Annotated in this window: 20 protein-coding genes; 7 read left to right on the top strand and 13 right to left on the bottom strand. The window is 36.6% G+C overall.

The genetic code is table 11. The features are described from left to right. Nucleotides 1-10 precede the first annotated feature (10 nt). From GKE48_RS00260 to GKE48_RS00270, 3 genes are read left to right on the top strand one after another with little or no spacing between them, the layout of a single operon-like run. The gene (locus tag GKE48_RS00260; RefSeq protein ID WP_022097728.1) at nt 11-349 is read left to right on the top strand and encodes a PadR family transcriptional regulator; all 339 of its coding nucleotides are present in this window, start codon (nt 11-13) and stop codon (nt 347-349) included. A 3-nt stretch (nt 350-352) separates the two neighbouring features. Beyond that, nucleotides 353-1333 carry a permease prefix domain 1-containing protein gene (locus GKE48_RS00265; protein ID WP_154300222.1) on the top strand — a complete coding sequence of 327 codons (981 nt, stop codon included), beginning with the start codon at nt 353-355 and terminating at the stop codon, nt 1331-1333. Between the two features lie 2 nt (nt 1334-1335). Next, nucleotides 1336-2085, top strand: a complete 750-nt coding sequence (locus tag GKE48_RS00270) for a DUF4097 family beta strand repeat-containing protein (RefSeq protein ID WP_154300223.1) — start codon at nt 1336-1338, stop codon at nt 2083-2085. Between the two features lie 53 nt (nt 2086-2138). Here GKE48_RS00270 and GKE48_RS00275 read toward each other — a convergent pair whose 3' ends face one another. The 4 genes from GKE48_RS00275 to GKE48_RS00290 all read right to left on the bottom strand — a co-directional run bounded on the left by GKE48_RS00275 (nt 2139) and on the right by GKE48_RS00290 (nt 4780). Then, nucleotides 2139-2315: a hypothetical protein gene (locus tag GKE48_RS00275; RefSeq protein WP_154300224.1), complete on the bottom strand. Its 177-nt coding sequence runs from the start codon at nt 2313-2315 to the stop codon at nt 2139-2141. A gap of 131 nt (nt 2316-2446) precedes the next feature. Further along, on the bottom strand, nt 2447-3130 hold the full coding sequence (locus tag GKE48_RS00280) for a zinc-ribbon domain-containing protein (protein ID WP_055287343.1): 684 nt from the start codon (nt 3128-3130) through the stop codon (nt 2447-2449). Between the two features lie 18 nt (nt 3131-3148). Further along, on the bottom strand, nt 3149-4417 hold the full coding sequence (locus GKE48_RS00285; RefSeq protein ID WP_154300225.1) for a leucine-rich repeat domain-containing protein: 1269 nt from the start codon (nt 4415-4417) through the stop codon (nt 3149-3151). A gap of 24 nt (nt 4418-4441) precedes the next feature. Continuing rightward, on the bottom strand, nt 4442-4780 hold the full coding sequence (locus tag GKE48_RS00290; RefSeq protein WP_055287340.1) for a hypothetical protein: 339 nt from the start codon (nt 4778-4780) through the stop codon (nt 4442-4444). Between the two features lie 267 nt (nt 4781-5047). On the opposite strand from GKE48_RS00290, the gene GKE48_RS00295 reads away from it, so the two are divergent. Continuing rightward, entirely contained in the window at nt 5048-5368 is a 321-nt protein-coding gene (locus tag GKE48_RS00295; RefSeq protein ID WP_243138402.1) for a helix-turn-helix domain-containing protein, read from the top strand. Nucleotides 5369-5478: 110 nt separating this feature from the next. Here the strand turns inward: GKE48_RS00295 and GKE48_RS00300 are convergent, their stop codons facing one another. The 4 genes from GKE48_RS00300 to GKE48_RS00315 all read right to left on the bottom strand — a co-directional run bounded on the left by GKE48_RS00300 (nt 5479) and on the right by GKE48_RS00315 (nt 12687). Beyond that, nucleotides 5479-6957, bottom strand: a complete 1479-nt coding sequence (locus GKE48_RS00300; protein WP_154300226.1) for a penicillin-binding Tp47 domain C-containing protein — start codon at nt 6955-6957, stop codon at nt 5479-5481. A 91-nt stretch (nt 6958-7048) separates the two neighbouring features. Further along, nucleotides 7049-8461 (bottom strand): FMN-binding protein, encoded by a 1413-nt coding sequence (locus tag GKE48_RS00305; protein ID WP_055216097.1) that lies wholly within the window; start codon nt 8459-8461, stop codon nt 7049-7051. Nucleotides 8462-8608: 147 nt separating this feature from the next. Next, on the bottom strand, nt 8609-9649 hold the full coding sequence (locus tag GKE48_RS00310; RefSeq protein WP_154300227.1) for an FAD:protein FMN transferase: 1041 nt from the start codon (nt 9647-9649) through the stop codon (nt 8609-8611). Nucleotides 9650-9804: 155 nt separating this feature from the next. Next, nucleotides 9805-12687, bottom strand: a complete 2883-nt coding sequence (locus GKE48_RS00315; protein WP_154300228.1) for a hypothetical protein — start codon at nt 12685-12687, stop codon at nt 9805-9807. Between the two features lie 210 nt (nt 12688-12897). On the opposite strand from GKE48_RS00315, the gene GKE48_RS00320 reads away from it, so the two are divergent. Further along, complete coding sequence (locus GKE48_RS00320) at nt 12898-13719, top strand: AraC family transcriptional regulator (RefSeq protein ID WP_154300229.1); 822 nt, start codon at nt 12898-12900, stop codon at nt 13717-13719. A 32-nt stretch (nt 13720-13751) separates the two neighbouring features. After that, nucleotides 13752-15770 carry a hypothetical protein gene (locus GKE48_RS00325; protein WP_243138403.1) on the top strand — a complete coding sequence of 673 codons (2019 nt, stop codon included), beginning with the start codon at nt 13752-13754 and terminating at the stop codon, nt 15768-15770. Nucleotides 15771-15843: 73 nt separating this feature from the next. Here the strand turns inward: GKE48_RS00325 and GKE48_RS00330 are convergent, their stop codons facing one another. From GKE48_RS00330 to GKE48_RS00340, 3 genes are all read right to left on the bottom strand, one after another. Next, nucleotides 15844-16620, bottom strand: a complete 777-nt coding sequence (locus GKE48_RS00330; protein ID WP_154300231.1) for an HAD family hydrolase — start codon at nt 16618-16620, stop codon at nt 15844-15846. An 86-nt stretch (nt 16621-16706) separates the two neighbouring features. Then, a complete protein-coding gene (locus GKE48_RS00335) occupies nt 16707-17129 on the bottom strand; it encodes a zeta toxin family protein (RefSeq protein WP_243138404.1) in 423 nt (140 codons plus the stop codon). Nucleotides 17130-17247: 118 nt separating this feature from the next. Continuing rightward, nucleotides 17248-17478 carry a hypothetical protein gene (locus tag GKE48_RS00340; protein ID WP_154300232.1) on the bottom strand — a complete coding sequence of 77 codons (231 nt, stop codon included), beginning with the start codon at nt 17476-17478 and terminating at the stop codon, nt 17248-17250. Between the two features lie 334 nt (nt 17479-17812). Between GKE48_RS00340 and GKE48_RS00345 the strand changes: the two genes are divergently transcribed. Beyond that, entirely contained in the window at nt 17813-18055 is a 243-nt protein-coding gene (locus GKE48_RS00345) for a hypothetical protein (RefSeq protein WP_154300233.1), read from the top strand. Between the two features lie 35 nt (nt 18056-18090). Here GKE48_RS00345 and GKE48_RS00350 read toward each other — a convergent pair whose 3' ends face one another. Beyond that, nucleotides 18091-18666 carry a hypothetical protein gene (locus tag GKE48_RS00350; RefSeq protein WP_154300234.1) on the bottom strand — a complete coding sequence of 192 codons (576 nt, stop codon included), beginning with the start codon at nt 18664-18666 and terminating at the stop codon, nt 18091-18093. 204 nt (nt 18667-18870) lie between these two features. Further along, a complete protein-coding gene (locus GKE48_RS00355) occupies nt 18871-19683 on the bottom strand; it encodes a TdeIII family type II restriction endonuclease (protein WP_154300235.1) in 813 nt (270 codons plus the stop codon).

The following is a 19683-nucleotide window of genomic DNA, read 5'->3' on the forward strand; positions in this document are numbered from 1 at the left end:
AGGAGTATGCATGGCTGGCATCAGCAGCGACATTATACGAGGCTACAACGATACAATTATCCTGTATCTTCTGCTTGATAAGCCATCTTATGGTTATGAGATTTCTAAGCAGATTAAGGCCATGACCAATGAGAAATATATTGTTAAAGAAACTACTCTTTACTCAGCATTTACACGAATGGAAAAGAACGGATATATCACTTCTTTCCCCGGTGTAGGCGAGAATGGCGGAAAAAAGCGCACCTATTATCAGATTACTGACGAAGGACGGCTGTATTATCAGTCAAAATGTAAAGAGTGGGCTCTCACTAAAGAAGTTATTGAAAAATTTATTGTGAAGGAGAATTAATGTATGGATACTATTAAAAGTTATCTTGAAACTATGTTTGCCAATCTCCCCGCAACTACTGAGGTTTTAAAGGCTAAAGACGAATTGTGGGGCATGATGGAGGACAAATATAATGAACTTATCAGTGAAGGTAAAAGCGAGAATGAGGCTGTAGGTACTGTTATCTCAGAATTCGGCAATCTTGACGAACTCGCAGAAACTCTCGGACTTAACAGACAGTCTTCTGCTCCTGTTGATAACAGACGCACTTTAACACAGGATGAAGCCAGAAGCTTTGTAAGTGCCGGCAGCCGACATGCATTTCTGACTGCATTAGGGGTTTTCTTATGTATTTTCTCAGTAGTTCCAGTAGCAGTCTGCAGTGCAATCCATAATAATTTTATCGAGACAATGGGCACTGTTGCTCTGTTTATTATAGCTGCATTCGGTGTCGGCATATTTATAATAACCAATTCTTTAATGAGTAAATATGACTATATTAAGAAACACGAATGTATCATCGATTATGCCACTGTCGGATATGTGCAGGATAAGAAGGAACAGCTTCGCAACATTTCTATTGTGTGCCGCACTCTGGGAATTATTATGTGTATCATAAGCTTTGTCCCTGCTGCCGTTTTTGACGCAATCCCAATACAGGGACTTGACGATATTGGCGGTGCAGCAATGATTTGTATAGTAAGTGTCGGCGTATTCCTTATTGTTTTCGGTTCAATGGCTGAGACTTCATGTAAGACTTTACTTGCTCTTAATGGTGACAATGTAGCCGGCAGCTATGTTAAGAAGGAGAATAAAGAAGTCAGATATATTAACAATACTGCAACAACTATTATGTCTGTTTTCTGGCCTACAGTTACATGTATATATCTGTCAGTCAGTTTCATCACATTTGCATGGGCTTTAACATGGGTTATATGGCCTATTGCAGCTGTAATACACGCTATATTCAAAAGTATACTTAAAGACGATTCCATGGAGGTGTAATTATGAAGAAACGAATTTATCTGTCAATTATATATTTTATTACACTTATATGCATAATTATCGGCGTTCTTGGCAATGTATTTAACATTTCTCCTTTTACACGCATGACTATGGCATCCAGTGGCAAATATATTGAAAATTCCTCTATTTATGATAATGTGTCAGACATATCTATTGATATGAATCTTGGCAGTGTTGAGATTAAGAAAGGCAGCAAGCTTGAAGTTATCTATACGGGTGCTGAAAAGTTTAAGCCTGCTGTATCTGTTTCTGGAACTTCATTAAATATTGAACAGCATGTAAAAGTACATCTTATGACTAATATCAAAAACTCAGACTGCACACTTACAATTACTGTTCCTGACAATGTCAGTCTTAATTCTATTCAGGCTGACCTTAATATGGGTGATATGGATGTTAACAATATACATGCTTCTTCTGCTGATTTCTCTGTTGATATGGGTTCTCTTAAGATTGCTGATTCTGCCGTTAAGAATTTAACTGCTGATGTTAATATGGGTGATATTAAGCTTACCAATTGCAACAGTGATGTTCTTAACCTCTCTGTTGATATGGGTTCTCTGAAAATAAGCGGTATGGATATTGATAAGTACAGTGCTAATCTTTCTGTAGACTTAGGCGACATTAAGGTTAATGATTCTACTTATTCTCACAGCTATACTAATAACGCCGGCAGCGGAAAGAGTATAAATGCTGATGTTAATCTTGGCGATATTAAGATTAACAGGTAATAAATCTGAAAACAGCAGTTACCACTTATGGTTGTGGTAGCTGCTGTTTTTTACTACTTATTCTGTTCTTCTAATAGTTTCTTTAATCTTGCTATCTCTGCGTCTTTTTCTTCTGATGATGACTTTAGTTCTTCATTCTGTGCCTTCAAAGTCTCCATCTCATCTTTCATCCTGTCAACCATCAACTCTGCCGTATTCCTATCCAATATCCTCAACGCCTCTGAAAACATACTGAGCACCTCCCCGGGTCTTTCCAAATACTCATTAATATCTTTGTACACCCTTTCTTGATACCAGAATATTGATATTTCCTAAATAAGTCAAAGCTTAACATTTGTTATAAATCAGCCTTTTTCTAATCTTACTCATCTTCTAACTGTGATTTAATAATTAATCTTGAGAATATCTGTAACACAAGAGAGTACACAAAGCCTATGTAACACATAGCATTTATACTAAACATATCCTCCATTCCATACTCTCCAAGTTTGCTTCTAATATACATCCCAATTATTATTGTTACTCCAAACATAACCATTCCACATATAGACATTCCATTATCTACATCGACAATTGTGTCTATATGATAATCTGATATTATGTATTTAATCAGTAATGCATCTACAATCAAAAGAACAACATATCCAATTATAAATGCCAGACAACAGATAACTATTAAAAAATTTAATTTCACACCATATTCCGACATATCTCCTGATTTGAAAACCAATCTATACAAGAATTTAATTGCACTAATTTTTTCTGTTTTACTTACAATCCATGCGTCTATATTCAGCTTATATCCCATTCCGAAAAACTGTACTATTGCCAGAAATATAGCACTAAAAATGCTTATAATTCTTATTACTGAATTGGGTTTACCAAAGTTTCTTAACATATCCATCACAAAGTTAGTCTGCTGATAAACCTTCTTCTGAACGGAAGCATTCTGCTCGCTATTAATGCTCTTTCCACATTTGGTACAAAATTTTGCTTCACTATCAATAGGTGAACCGCAGTACTGACAAAATTTTTTCTCTTCCATATTTTTTCTCCTTATTATCTAATAATATTTAAAACTATCCGGATTAATCTGATTTGCCTTATTATATATATCTGTAAAAACACTGAATCCAGCAAATATACCATTTGCTATATCTACTACATCGTCTGTAATTAATGTGTTTGTACATGCTGCAATCATTTTGTCCCTAGATGTTTCAATTATTGCATTACATGACTTTCTACTATCATATACAGTATTATCATTATCAACTTCTATGTGTTCTAAAACACTGCAACCATGAAAAATATTGTTTCCGATATAGTTTACGCTCTTGGGTATATAAACACTTTTTAATTTACTACAATTTTCAAAAGCATAATTTCCAATTATCTTTAATGTATCAGGTAATTTAATTTCAGCAAATTTGCTATAAGTAAATGCTCTTTCTTCTATTTCCTTAACTCCTTCAGGTATAACCAAACTATCAATTTCACACCCATAAAAAGCATCCTCAGCAATACATAAAATATCATCTGGAATTGAAAAATCCTTATTTATAGCATAAATTAATGTTTTTGTATCATTGTTAATAATGCAATTATTCTTTTCACTGAATATTCTATTATCTTTTGAAATCTGAATATCTGATAAATTATTGCATCCGGTAAATACACCATTTCCTATTGCCCGTACCGTTTTCGGTATAAAGATACTTTCAAGTGATTTACAACCAGTAAAAGCACTGTCACCTATTTTTTCAACTCCATCTGTCATATATATTTTTTTTAAAGAATCACAGCTAGCAAATGTATATCCATCTATAAAATACAGACTAGGAGGCAACACTATTTCACTTAAGCAGTCACAATTTACAAAAGTACTCGATCCTATTTCTTCCAGACCATCTGCAATATAGAAATTTTCTATATTTTTTCCAACCTCAGACCCTAACCCACTGAACATATTGTTTCCTAATTTAGTAATTCCGCTATCAATAACAACTGTATTTATAACTATATTTGACTTATGCCATGTATCTTCTGTTATCACCCCTTCTCCGTAAATAATTAATGTATTATCTTTGTAGTACCATTTTGCCTTACTCCCACAAGTTCCTTTATCTTCTGCAGAAGTTTCTGGCAATCTTTCCTTTATTTCTGATATTTTTTGCTTTACTTCTGTCCTCTTGTTTTCATATATGTTTTGTACCATTTGTTCATTATTATCAGATGTGCCAGTTTCCTTTATGTTTATCTGATTTTTTCCACACCCAGCAAGTCCTATTAACATAATAACTGTCAACATTAAAACTATTTTCTTTTTCATAAACAATTCTCCTTGTGTGTTAATTTATTGCTGTACTCTTTCATAAATTCCAACGGAACCATTTTTAGCTGTTAATGTTAATTTATTATCTGATAAAGTGTAACTCCAAACATCATCACCTATTTTCAATCTTCCATTTTCAGAAATCCATTTCTCTTGATATCCTGCACTTGTTACACTAGTTCCATCACTAAACAATTCAAATCTTTCATAAAACCATGAACTATCCTTTCCTTCCTTTATTTCCCATCTTCCTAATATTGCATTTTGTTGCGCTGTCTGTTGTGTCCCAGATTTTCCTCCACAAGCAACAAGAGCTACCAGCATCATTAAAGTCAACACTAAAACCACTTTCTTTTTCATAAACAATTCTCCTTTGCAATTTTATTAACTGTATAAACACAGACTGCCTATTTAGTTAATGAAATTTTAGCATTTTAGACTATATAATTCAAGTTATTTTTAACTGTATGCACAGTTTATATATTCTATTCTGTTTCCATCTCACATCAGAATATTTTAACTATGTAAGCATAAAATAGCCTATATAGTTTATGTAAAATTACCATTTCCGACCATACAATTCAAGTATAATTATATTCTATAGGCAGGTATATTATGGATTATTATATGATTGGGCAAAAAATCAGAAAATTTAGAAAAGGATGTGGATTATCACAGGAACAACTGGCTGAAAAAGTAGGAATCTCTACAACACATTTGAGCCATATCGAAACAGGAAACACTAAGCTCAGCTTACCGGTATTTGTTGATATTGCAGAAGCTTTATCTGTACAGACTGATGAGCTGCTTTACGACACACCAAGTATTAATCTATCTACCAAAGCAGAAATACTAAATGTTTTGGATTCGTGTTCAACACAGGATTTTTATATTTTAAGAGACATTATTAATGCTACAAAATGTTCACTTGATAAGTACAGAAATTAATTCACTCACAATTAATAAAGAACCGGATCGCAAGAAAATCCCTCAAAGGATTCTCTCCGACCCGGTTCTTTGGCTTGTTTATAGTTTTATTATGATTGTAAGCATATCAATTATCTGACGTCTTTAATTCTGCGTCTTGATACAACTGCTACACCTGCTGCCAGGGCAAGTAATGCAGCTAATGAATATACTGCCATGTTGTCTGCATCGCCAGTCTTAACATCTGATACAGATGTATCTGATGTACCTGCATCAGTTGTGTTGCCAGACTCTTCTGAACCAGAAGGTGTACCTGCATCAACCTTTACTAATGCATTGATTGCTGCTGTAAGATGCTCTGTTGCCTCATCAACATCTGCCTGATATTCTGCAACTGCAAGTGCATCGACTGCTTCCTCATACTCAAGCTTCATAGCTGCCCAAGACTCGGCTGTGTAATCAGCTTCGTTAAGTGCATCTGCTGCTGCAATAGCTGCTGAAAGCTTTGATGTATCACTTACAGGTGCTTTAACCTTAACGATATTAGCATCAGTTGCTTCAAAATCAATTGTAGTATCAGTATATCCTAATGCATATACAGTAAGTGACCAGTAACCTGTTCCGTCATATCCTGCTGGTAACTTGCAGCGTGCTGAATCTGTAAGTCCAAGCTGGATTCCCATTGATTTGTGCATCCAGTTGTCTGCTGCGAATTTAGTACCATATGTAGCAACTACATTTGTTCTTGTTGCATCATTTCCATAGTATGTCCACTTAACAGTCTGCATCATAGCACCTAATGCGCCATAACCATCGCCATTAATATCAACTCTTAAGAATTCACCGTATGAACCTGTAGCATCTTTTACTGTAGATGTAATGTTAGCAGCTACGCTGATATCCTGCTCTGCAAATGATTTGCCATTGCCAGTCTGTCTTGCAGAGAATGAATATGTTCCGTCTGCATTCTTAACTGCTGTCTTAAGTCCGTTAGTATCTGCATTAACTGCAGCTGTATACTCATATGAGCTAAGCTTGTTCTCACCAAATCCACCGTATAACTTTTCTCCATTCTTGACAACTCTGTAATGCTGCTCAAAATCAGCAAGATCAGATGTCTTAACCTTAACCGGAACATACTTAATACCAGTTACTTCATAAGAAGAAAGCTTAGATGTTGTACCATCTGTATTAGTAATTACTCCCTTACTATATGAAAGCTGTGTACCATCTGTAAGAATCATTATCTGATTCTTTGCATCACCAGTCCAGCCGGCAAGCTCATACTTCTTACCATCTTCTGTATCAATTGTTGCCATGCACTGGTAGCTTCCTCTGTGAAGACCATGGTTAGTTGTAGCTCTTGTTACTGTATCAAAAGCTCCCTTATCATACTCACCATGTGTATCCTTCTCATTAGATGTTGTTACATCTCCTGCGTTATATACGCCCTCATTAGCCCAGTATTCCTGCCATGTAAGTCCAGCATATACATATGAATAATCACCATCTGCTGCATGTGTATCAGACACAAGAGCTGGAAGTGCTGTAACTGCAAGAACAGTAGCGGCTGCAACAGCAGCAATCTTAGTAAAAATGTTCTTCCTCATAAATCCTCCTTGTTTTGCGAAGCAAAATCCGAACCCATTGGTGAGGAGAGGAATTTTGCCTCCTTATAATTTTTTCTATTACAAATCTGCTCTACTTCTTAGCAGATTTATAAGCATAGTAAAATGCCTTCTTTATGGCATTGCTTGATTTAGTAGCCCCAGAAACACTGTCAACGCCTGATGTACTCTGATTTGCAAGAAGCTGTGCAGGAACCTTTGCATTTGCCATATTAAAATACTGCACATCCTGCGCACTCGCTTCTGATTCAGCAGTAACCGATGTAATCGTATCTCCCGATATGACTATTGTAACCGTTACATTGTAGTTATAAGTCTCACACACAGCGGAACCTGTATAAGTTCCATCTGCTTTAAATTTTGTATTAGCCGGTGTATCACTGCCTGAACCGCCGCTCAGCTCTCCACTATTGTCAGAACCATTATCCGGCTTGGCTGACTGATTACCACTGTCAGAACTATTACCTGATGAATTACCAGAAACATTATCCGAACCGGAATTATTGCTATTTCCCGACACTTCATTTCCTACACCACCAGCCTGTGAGTCTGACTGTCCATCTGATGAAACTGATTCTTCCAGACTCTCTTGTGTTGTTCCTTCGGCATCTGTCTTAGCCGTACTGCTCTCAATCTCTTTGACCATTGCTGCAACTGTCTCTTCGTTAAAGAAATCGTTCCATTCCTCATTGTCTTCCGATGCCGACACTGTCTGTCTTCCTGCAAAGCACGACACCGTCATCACTGCACATATAACCAATGCCAGTCCATACAGAACCGTCTCTGGTTTCTTACCGTATGCCTTTCCAGCTCTTGCTGCCTTTACTGATACAGCCTTTGCTATTCTCATAGCTGCATAGCCTAGGAAAACTATGCTGTAGATAACTACATTTGCAATATACATGCCAAGTCCAAGTCTCGCATAAGGTATGTTAATGAGCATAATGTGAACATACATAAGACCATAAAACACATATGCTGTGCGCTGTAACTGCTTCCACTTCTTAGCCTGCATCTTCTTTCTTACAGATGGAAAAGATGTAACTGTAAGCACAAGCATTATAGATATAAGCACAAGACTTATTACCGCAGCTGCAAGCTGTGTGGCTGATAACAGGCTTGTCTTAGTAAATAACATTCTGAAATATGTCATTCCATATGTGAAATTATGACACAGGACGAGTATTGCCGCTGTAATTGACAATTCACCTCTTATCTTCATAAGCGGTGCAATCAGCTTGCTGCCCTTAGGAAGTGCACCTGCGTACATTACTGCAACGAACATTGCCGTTCCAATAGAGCCTTTTGCAAATATTCCTAGTATATTGTTCTTTACAAACAAAGGCATTGGCAGAAACTCAAGCAGGAATACCGCAATAGAGATTACTGCCGCCCCTATATAGTAGATACCCGCGTGTTTTTTTAGTGAACCTTTAAGAAAATATATGAATAAAGCTACGATTATAAGTGATATTATTAATAACATGTCTGCTCCTTCTAGTCTTTATATCAACGGTTAGTTTTCATAAACAAAAGTAATTTCATCTATCTTTAATTAGTTTTTTCTAACTGTTCTATAGAATATATTTTAGTCCCTGCATTTGTCAATACAGACTGTTAATAATAATTCTCATTAAGGCTGTCTGGTAATTATTTCCGTGTTCATATTTGTTGAAAAACTGTCAGCTATTCCCTCTGACACATATACTTTGATTCCATCATAAAGTATCATCTCAAAATCAAGCGAGCCACTTCTATACAACTCTTTCGCACCATCAAGCCCCATTACAAAAAGCGCAGTTGATAATGCATCTGCTGTTGTTCCGTCAGAGCATACAATTGTAACCGAAGTCAGGTCGCTCTCTGATGGATAACCTGTCTGCGGGTCTATAATATGATGGTATACTTGTCCGTCCTGCTCAAAATACCGCTCGTACCCACCTGATGTTATAACTGCCTTATCAGCAGTGCTTAATACACCAAGATAACTGCTTTCACTGTCTGGATTCTGTATGGCAACCCTCCAGTCTGAGCCATCAGTCTTAGTTCCAAGCACCTGCACATTGCCTCCAAGATTAATGATTGCGTGCTCTATGCCGCAGTCCTTCATAATCTGAATCACCCTTGAAGAAGTATAACCTTTGGCAATTCCACCAAGGTCAATGCTTGCACCATCTGACAATGTCACCTGCTGCCCGTTAACCTCCACATTTGTATAAGAAACATGCTTAAGTACATCCGCAATCTCGCTGCTTTCAGGCACTCTGTAATTCTTGGTGGTAAATCCCCACAGTTCCATAACCGGGTATATCGTAATATCGAAAGCACCTTTAGTTTCTTTAGATACCTGCATTGCCCTGTTCATTATAAATGCGGTTTCTTCCGATACTTCACCGCTTCCATTTTCATTTATCTTAGTAACATCACTGTCCTCATTTCCTACCGAAAACATTGCATCAAGCCGGTTAATCTCCTGAACTGCTTTACTTACTGCTTCCTCTGAATTGCTGCCATATGCAGTAAGCGACATATATGTATCCATTGCAAATATTTCCTGTGTACTCTGGACTGTATCGTCCTTCTCTGGCTTACTGCCACCACATGCCGTCAAAACAGCCGCTGCAAGAATTGCTGTAATTCCTGCCAATATATATTTTCTGATATTATATTTCATGCTTTTAAGTTTTATCCTCCATCTTATACTGGTTAGTTCTATAAAACTTTATAGCATAATAATTAAAATGTCAATCACATACGGTCACACATTCACCACGCAAAAACACCCGCAATATAATTGCGGGTGCTCCTGTAAAGAAAATTCTTATGAAATTAGATATCTTTTCTTCTTCTCATGTATACTGCTGCCATTCCAAGCAATGCACAAAGGCTTGCTGTAGTTAATGCGGCATACATTCCTGCATGGCTCATATCGCCTGTCTTAACTGTTGTATCTGCTCCTGTTGAAGTTCCTGTTGAATCATCTGATTTCTCTGCCGGATTCTCGTTATCTGATGGATTTCCTTCAACATATTCAGGGTTCTGGTTGTTCTCACCTTCCCATGTAATATCTAAATTATGAAGCATTGTTGTATTCTGCCATCCACCAGCTCCTGTTGTTCCTGTATGCTGTATTGCAACACCGCCAAAGCTGTTAGCTGCAATATCTGCTGTAAGGTCAACTACATGAGGATATCCCTTAGCTGCCTGATCTGCGAGCTGTTCTGTTGGTGTCTCAACATGAGCAGTAAGCTTATTACCCTCAACCTTTAAACTGATTGTACAGCCTGTCGCATAGCAGCTTGCAATAACTTCATCAGAGATTTCTGTTACTGTTCCATTGTCATATTTTACAAGTACAAATGTTACGGCATTAGATGAATCCCTTGTTCTTATTATTCTTAATCCGTATCCTGTAAGTGTAGATGTATCGAACTTAAGAAGTACATCCATATACTGTCCTGCACTACCAAATCCCTGACCTGCTGTCTTAGCCGGGTCAACTACAAGCTTAAGTGACATATCACCATATGTTCCTTCTACTGGTGTATACATAAGTCTTGAACCCTGTGTTCCCTGATATAATCCTGCTCCTACACAGCCATTACCTGTTACTCCGTATACCCATGGCTCTTCTGTATCTGCTCCCTGCCATTTTCCAAAACTTTCTGTATCTGCCGGACGGTTATAATCTACTGTCCAGAAGCCAGCTTTGATTTCAGACTGCTTTACATTAGGGAAGTTAGAGAAATCTGTAGCAAAGTTCTTGCTTCTTACATCTTTCACTCCGATTGCCTTGTCATATACTGTATTTACCGGTGTTCCATAATCACTTCTGATGTTCTTAGATTCTACCTTAGCCATGATGTAATATCCTATATCACCTGCTGTTAACTTATATGTATACTCTGGTGAATCATTTCTTGTTACTGCTACAAGTATAGGATTGCTGCCCTCTGCATCTGTACATCTGTACCATGAGATTGCAGACATGTCTTCTCTGCTTCCTAAATCAAGTGAGTAATCTACTTTAAGACTGCCCTGTCCGTCATTAGTAATAACTGGTGCCTTTGTAAATGCTGGTGCTTCAATCTTGCTTGGCTTTACAGTAATTCCAACTGCTGCTTCAAGACCTGACTCTGTAGATGCATTTATAATGACCTTCCTAGCTGCATCATCATTATTAGTACCTTCTACTTTGCATGTTCCGTCACCATTATCTGTTAACTTCACATATGCCTTATCTTCGTCTGATACGCTGTATGTTATCTTCTGTGTTGTATCATTAGTTCCATAGAAATAGTTAACTGTTCCTCCTATTGAAGCTGTTTCCTTTCCAGATTCAATCTCTGTGACATCTGATGTTATTGAAAGCTGTGTTGCAACTGTGTCCTGTCCGGCTGCTTTAATTACATCCCTAACTCCTAATGGATCCCAGTCGTCACTGCCCTTTAAAAGATTGTATGTGTTGTAATATGTCTTACCACCTGACACAACCTTGTAGGCATCAAGTACTGACTTGCCTGTCATATCAACGGTTTCTTTAGCACCCTCACCACCGATTGTGATGCTCTGTCCATTATGAATTATGTTGCTCTGATAACACTTTAATGAAGTTGATGGTGTTTTAGTCCATCCAATTGATATAGGTACACTTAAATTACTGTTATATACACAGTCTACTGCGGTAATTGTGCCGCCTTCCTTAGTAAAGAACTGTGTAGGTTCAGCTTCAACATTTAATATCTTACAATTAAATGTACAACCTAAAAATGTTGAACCTGTACCATATGATGAATATAATGGTCTGTTTCCGTAGAAATCAAAATCGCATCCTACATATACAGCATTTGCATTAAGGGCATCATCTGTACTTTCAAAATGACAGTTGTTATAAAGACTTCTTGATGCTCCATTTATTGGGTCAAGATTAAGTCTGCTTATGAAGTTACAGTTATCTGCAAACATCTTGTCTCCTGAAACATCAGCAAGCTGTGCCTGTGTGATTGTCTCTGTTCTCTTTGCCTGATTAAGCTCACTCATAAGCGGATAATCAAGGTCAACGCTACAATAGTTACCTATTGTTATGTTCTTAACTGTAAGTGCACCGCTGCAGTTGAATCTGAACATTGTGTAGTTACCGTTAGAGGCATGTGACTGTCCTCTGTTTCCTGCTAATACAACATTATCAGGATTTCCTGTAAGACCTTTGATAGTAAGATATTCTGAATTAACAACCATTCCATAAGGTACTGAATATCCCTCGGTCTTCTGTACTGTATCTGTTGCTGCCGGATCATCAATCCAATACACATATGGTGCAACATATACTGTCATTGGTTTGTCTGCTGTTCCATTCTTTAATGCATCTGCTGACAATGCCTTAGTAATATCGTTATATACATATGGGTACTGGGCAGCAAGCTCATCTGATAACGATCCATCAAGATATATGGCTGTCTCCGACAACTGGATTGTCTCACCCTGATACTTAATGTAAGTTCCACCGAATTCAACCGGATCAGAACTGTCCATTGGTGTGTAACCTTCTAATGTTTTGTTAATGTCTTTTACTGCTGAATACCTTGCAGTTTTTACTCCTGTTTCCTGTGCAAATGCATAGTATCCCTGTAATGGAGCTAAGTTGCCTGCAACAAGAACGCCAGTCATGACACTGACAGCAACAGAAGCAATAATTTTGTTTCTTCGTATCATATTATTCCTCCTTAATATTAAATTGTTTCTGCTTCTTAAGATGCTTTTATTATATTCACATTGTTTTTTTATAGATACAAAAAAACAGCACGAAATCTTTCAAAATCAAAAAAATATGTAAAAAATCAGTAACAGTTTCTCTATAAACGACCTATAATCAGTATATGATTTTGCTTCGTAAGATATTATTCATATACCAAGGAGACGGCAATGTACCATTTTATTAATGACAATTTCCACACGGATATTGCTACTGTGCCACCATCTTATAAAATGAAACATTTTCATGAACATAACAGATGGGAGCTGATGTTTATATATTCTGGTTCCTGCACACTTTATGTAGGTGATGAAATATATATGTTAAATTCTGGCGGACTTGCTCTTATCCCACCAGACATGGCGCACATGACTACTTACCTCGCCGGAAGTGACCATACAAGATATGTGTTATATTTTAATAATGATGAATTAAAGTGGATTGCTGATGATTCCTCTCAGGATATAGAAAGCATTTTCCATAAACATCCTGTTATCCATATACCAGAAAGACGACTTGATTATATATCATCAATTATCCAGAAGATTTCTTATAAACACAATGGTGTAGATAGTCTGTCTTTATCTTTCATACATTCTTATTTTCATGAACTTATACTTTTTATTCTGCGCTGTCAGATGTATGAAGATAATGTTATTACGAAAATGGATACAGGTAATGAACTTATCCAGAAGGTTATTGAATATATTATCGAGAATTATCACAATGACATAACTATGGCTGCTACTGCAGAACTATTTAATATGAGTGAATCGAGCCTTTCCAAGAAATTTAAGGCTTTTACAGGCTTCAGATTCAGAGAGTATCTTATTAATGTAAGAACGCACGCAGCAGCAGACCTTTTAGTCAACACCAGCCTCTCTATTACTGAGATTGCTGACAAATGCGGTTTCGCCGACAGTAATACTATGGGCGGCACATTTAAAAAAATCATGGGCGAAGCGCCCGGAAGCTACAGAAAGAGCCATTAATTATATTTTTTTATTTTGGAATGGAGGTTATTATGGCAGATTTTATTTTACTTGATGAAGATTTCTCTGATTTTCCTATTGGTGAATTTCCTTATGATAAGAATCATTCGGCAATGGGTGAGTATCATTTTATCCATTATCCTGGATATTATGGTAAATGGTATGACCCGGTATGCAACCACACTTATAACGGTCAGGGGGCTTCCTGGATTATTTCTGAATATAATGGAAAACATTTTATGGAGCAGATGCGTATCCGCAATGACAAGCCTCACCGCACATTTCCTATGCTCACAAGCGGTGACAGATTCTGGCGCGATTATACTATAACTGCAAGTGTGCGTATGTTTACTACCAAATGGGGCAATGCCGGCATTGGTTTTTGTTGTCAAAACTCTGCTAATCTTCTTGTCCTTGTTTTTGAAGAGCATGAGTTAAGACTTGAGTATCGTCATAAGGAGGAGGTTACTGTACTCGATTCTGTACCTTTTGATTACAACTGTGATGATACTTATGTACTTAAGGCTGAGATTAAAGGCAGCCATGTTATATGCAGTGTTGATGATAAGGTTTATTTTGACCTTGACACTGAATATGCAAGGCAGGGTGGCAAGGTTGCCATTACTGCAACTATCCCTACACAGTTTGGTTTTGTAAATGTTACTACTTCTGAAAGTACTGCTGCTTCTATTGATGCTGCAAGAAATGCTTATAAAGCTGAATGTGAAGATGCACAGGCACATTATCCTAAGATGAAGCTTCTTAAGAAAATTGACCTTAAAGGCTGCGGCACCGGAAGACAGCTTCGTTTCGGTCATCTTCTTGGCAATGGCGAGTATCAGATGGTTATGGCTCAGTGCCAGAAAAGAGTAAACCGTGATGCTTATGGAACAATCAGCTGTCTCACCGCATTTGACCTTGATGGCAATATATTATGGCAGCATGGTGAACCTACTGATAATCACGACATTGGAACTATATCAGCAGATATGCCTATGCAGATATATGATATTGACGGTGATGGCTTTGATGAGGTTATTACAGCCAAGAATTTTGAAGTGCTGATTCTTGATGGCAAAACAGGTGAAGTGAAGAAACGTGCCAAAACACCTTTCTCTTCACCAGAAGAGGACGGAACTATTATCGGTGTTCCTGATAAAATCTACGCATTTGACAGAATTAATCCTGATGGTATGCGTATATGTAATTTCCGTGGTCTTGACAAGCCACGCGATATTCTCATTAAGGACCGTTATTGCAGAGTATATGCACTTAACGATGACCTTGAGGTTATGTGGCATTTCCAGAGTGATAAGAATACCGGACATTTTCCTTTTGCAATTGATATTAACGGAGATGGACATGATGAACTTTTAGTTGGTTATAACATGCTTGACTGCCACGGTAATAAAATGTGGACTATGCCTGTTAATGAAGACCATATTGATGAGATTGTTCCAGGCAGATTTGAGTCAGGACCACACAAAGGTACTAAATTCTTTGCCTGTGTTGCCGGAAAGGAAGGATTCCTGATATCTGATTTTAACGGAAAGCTTCTTAAGAAGGACGGCATAGGTCATGCACAGCGTGTAAGTCTTGCTAATTATCTTCCTAACCGCCCGGGCTATGAAATGGTTGTTGTTAATTTCTGGGGACACCAGGGAATTATATATTTCTATGACAGCGAGGGTAATCAGTTATGGGAAATGGAGAACGAGCTTAATGGTAATCTCTTAACTCCTGTAAACTGGACTGGTGACGGTCAGGACTTCATCCTTCTTAATGCTGATATAGAGCGCGGAGGAATGATTGATGGCAATGGTATCCAGGTTGTTAAATTCCCTGATGATGGTCATCCTACCATGTGTGCTGAAGCTGTAAACCTCTACGGCGATGCCCGTGATGAGATTGTCACATGGGATTATGATTCTATGTACATATATACACAGGATGATGCACCTAAGGATGATGTATATACACCTTTCAAGTATCCTGATTATAATGCTTCTAATTACCGCGGTGAATACTCTTACCGTGAGAAATGGTGGTAAAATTAAGACTATAAATGACTAACAGGGTTGCAGAGTATATAACACTCTGCAACCCTGCTGTATAATAAGTCCATCAACATTTAATGAGTTTTTTCTCCAGACAGTAATGATACACTCCGTCTTCTTCAACGGATTTACATATGACATCTGCTCTTGCTTTGACTTCATCAATGGCATTCCCCATGGCCACTCCTGTACCAACAGCTTCTAGCATTTCAATATCATTTCTACCATCACCAAAAGCAATCGCCTCATCTTTCGATAATCCATAATAATTAAGCACTGCATTTACAGCATTTCCCTTACCACAATTCAATGGAATTATATCTGCTGCTTTATCCCACCATGCAGTTATCTGGGTATTTTCAGTTCCTTGCAGTATCTGGGCGTATTCTTCTTTTCTGCACGCACACATAATCTGGTAAATATCTTCTTTACATAACTCATCAAAATTATCTGCAATTGTCAATGTTTCATTTCCAAATTTAAAGTACTCTTCCAGATGCTCATCTGTGCCATTAGTAACAATAAAATGCTCATTGCTGATTGCAGCTGCTCTGTTCATTTTATTAAGATTTTGAATTATTTGATGTTTATCATTATTATTCAAGGGATTCCTGAAAATAATCTTTTCTCCAGCCATTACATATGAACCATTAAATGTAAGCAGCACATCAAATGTAATATCTTTGAATTTAGGGATTGAAAGATAGCCTCTGCCAGTTGCCATACAAAGCAATATTCCATTCTGGTGAAGAGAATTTAACGCTTTAACTGTTTTATCTGTCGGTTCTTTACATCCCATTTTCAACAATGTTCCATCTATATCGAAAAATGCTATTTTAATCATATATTGCTCTCCTGTACTGTATGATATAATACATTGTTATTTCCGTAACTACCTTGTCTATTACTTTTAAACCAACATAAAAACAACTATAATAAATTCAATATATCCTGTTCACTCCAATACTCATTAGGATATATTGAAAAGTCTTCTTTATGCTTGCGAATAATCCTTTGAGGAGTATCGGTGTTGTCATACACATGCATAATGTCACATATATCGATTAACTTTTTAATATTATTAATTGATTTATAATATCTATCTATCACTTTTGATTTCTCTACGTCATGTCCTCCGGCAGCAACCCTTGATTTTATTCTTGCTATATTAATCTGAGGATCTATTGTAAGAACAAATACACACTTAATAAAGTATCCTTCTTTTTTAGCTTTTCTTAATATTTCCATCTTATAGTCTGATGACAATACTGTTTCAAATGTAAAATCCTCTTTCTTTTTAATAGACTCATATCGCATTTTATCAGCAAGAATTGCAGCTTCCATATTATCCATTCCAGTAGATGCAACTATATCATCCGCATTAGTGTATTTACCAACCTTTTCAAAAAAAGCTGTTATTGTACTCTTTCCTGATCAATTAGGGCCTGCTAAGACAAGTACCATTGGCTTTCTATTCTGCATATTTTCTATCTCCATTTGCATATTCGATATATGCAGCCTTCTTTTCTTTATCATAACCTGCTATCGGTTTTTTACAGATTTTAGCCTTATTTATCGCTGCCTTAACTGCTTCAACTGCCCTTCTATCCATCTCACTATCAGATACGCTAAGTATTTCTTTCTCTTCTTGACGAGATATAACTTTTATTATTCTTCCATTTTTCGTGCTCACTGTTGTCATTAAAAACATCCCTTTCTAAAATAGATATAGCATAATTATTATATGGTTAAAACAACAATATTCTTCTTTATTTATTGTACCACAGTTCTTACAAAAAAACACCCCAGGACAAAAAGTCCTGGGGTGTAATATACTTTTCTTAAACGCCATAAGACGCTTTGGATTGTAAATATTATCTCTTTGAGAGCGTTTGTATAGCTTGAAAAGCCTGAAAACAAGGGATCCCTCACAGCAAATGTTGCATACGTGTTTTACACGTTAGACTGCCCAGGGCGTTCCACGGCTTCTGTGTTCTTATAAGTAAACCTATATTATTACACGAAAGGAGCTACTTATGATTAAAATAATCTTTGTAATGTATAACCATGAAACCGACTGTGTCAATGTCAGCCTCGACGATAAAATCCATGTTTCTTTTAACTGTCAAAAATGTAATGCATCCGTTCATTTAGACGAGCCTTCTGATATTGCCTATCTTATACGGCTTGCTAGAGAAGAACTGGGGCTATATGCTAAATTAGCCTCCAGAGATGGAGGATTGCAAGGGTATGTTGAGGCGATGGGGGAGTTTAATTAAACACCTCCGAATATATCCACCGAAAATGATTATATTTATAAAGATATCCCTTCCAATTTGGATGTATATTCCCGTACTTTTACAATAGTGTCATTATATTTCTGATATATTTCATTCGCTTCACAAACATCGTTTTTAGTTTCATTCGTACTACTCCTCTGCTCTTCACCCCATTGAACTAATAATTTTCTACTCATTTCATAGATGTTCAAAAAATCATTGTAAATATCTTCTTGAATAAAAGGTGCAGAAGAGTATAATTCACTAACAGCTTGATATGCCAAATAATTAATTTCCCCCATTTCTTTGTCTTGCATATGGTCTAATTTATATTTATCTATGTTCGAAGCTTTGACCATTATCTGTAATACTAATTCGCCATATTTTCGTGACAATTGCTTATATATTTCAAATTCAGCATCAAACCTAACTTGACTTATATATTGCTTTTTATCAATATCAGACTGAAAAACAGCAAATTTCTCTGTGTATTTTCTCTCAAATCTTTTTTCAATAGACGCTACCGATAATTTAACAACAGCAATAATAATTCCACCTATTCCACCTGCGCTTATCACACATGCCAGAGCTACTTCCATTATTATATCCAATACATAAACCTCCATTTTTCTAATGACCATTACAAAACATCATTTTAATAATTTTCATGCACGCTCCGAATTGCTCAAAATCGTCCTTTACGAGAAAGGAGCTTTATATGTTTTTTCATCCAAAAATCCTAGTATAAATTTTATATACCCCTTATCATTTGGAATCACTACCTTCTTCTGTTGAAATATAATCGTTTACTCTTTTTATTTAAAGTACAATACTTTTATACGTTCCAATGCTTCTTTGATATATTCCGAACTCTTCTTATACTGTTCAAACACAATATTGAAGCCCTCTGGATCATCACATACAAAGTTCCAGTAATCTTTTCCAATCAGCAGTTCGTCTTCAGCAAAAAACTGCTTCACCCTTTCCTGCTTCCATTCAGAGTTTTCACCATACTTATTATAAGCCGTCCCAAAAAATAACTTTATCTTATCATTGGGCTTATCTATTAACGAATTTTTAAGAATAAAATACTCTTGTAACATTGCAAGCTTTTCAGTTTTTGCCTTTTTATTATCCAAATCACCACCAGCTTTAAGTTCTATCAAATAATGCTCATTTTTCTCATTATTATAAAAATAATGGTCTGTCACATGCGATTTTTCAAAGCTTCGTGTGTCCGCCGGTATCATACAAGTAAAATCACAATAATCGGAAGTCATTGGCTTTCTATGTTTTTCATATTCTAAAATGATATAATCCATATGCTGTGATTGCTGTGGTAACAAGAATGAATCTATATTACCACGCACATCATAAGATAACTTTGCCACTTCATTTCCTATTTTTTCTAAAACCTTTCCAAACGAACTGTCAAAGCTTCTAACAAACGCACTATAAAACATAAACTCTTTACCTAGTTCTGCAACGAAACAATTATTCTTCTTACTGTTAATAACCCCTTCAGGGTCATTTACTTCATTAGTAAATCTAGCTTCATAACTATCCGCAAATTTCTTTATCTCTCGATCGACAATATTCTGTATTGAAACCTTTTTTGCTTCATCCAT

Source organism: Lachnospira eligens (assembly GCF_009680455.1).
GTDB lineage: Bacteria > Bacillota > Clostridia > Lachnospirales > Lachnospiraceae > Lachnospira > Lachnospira eligens_A.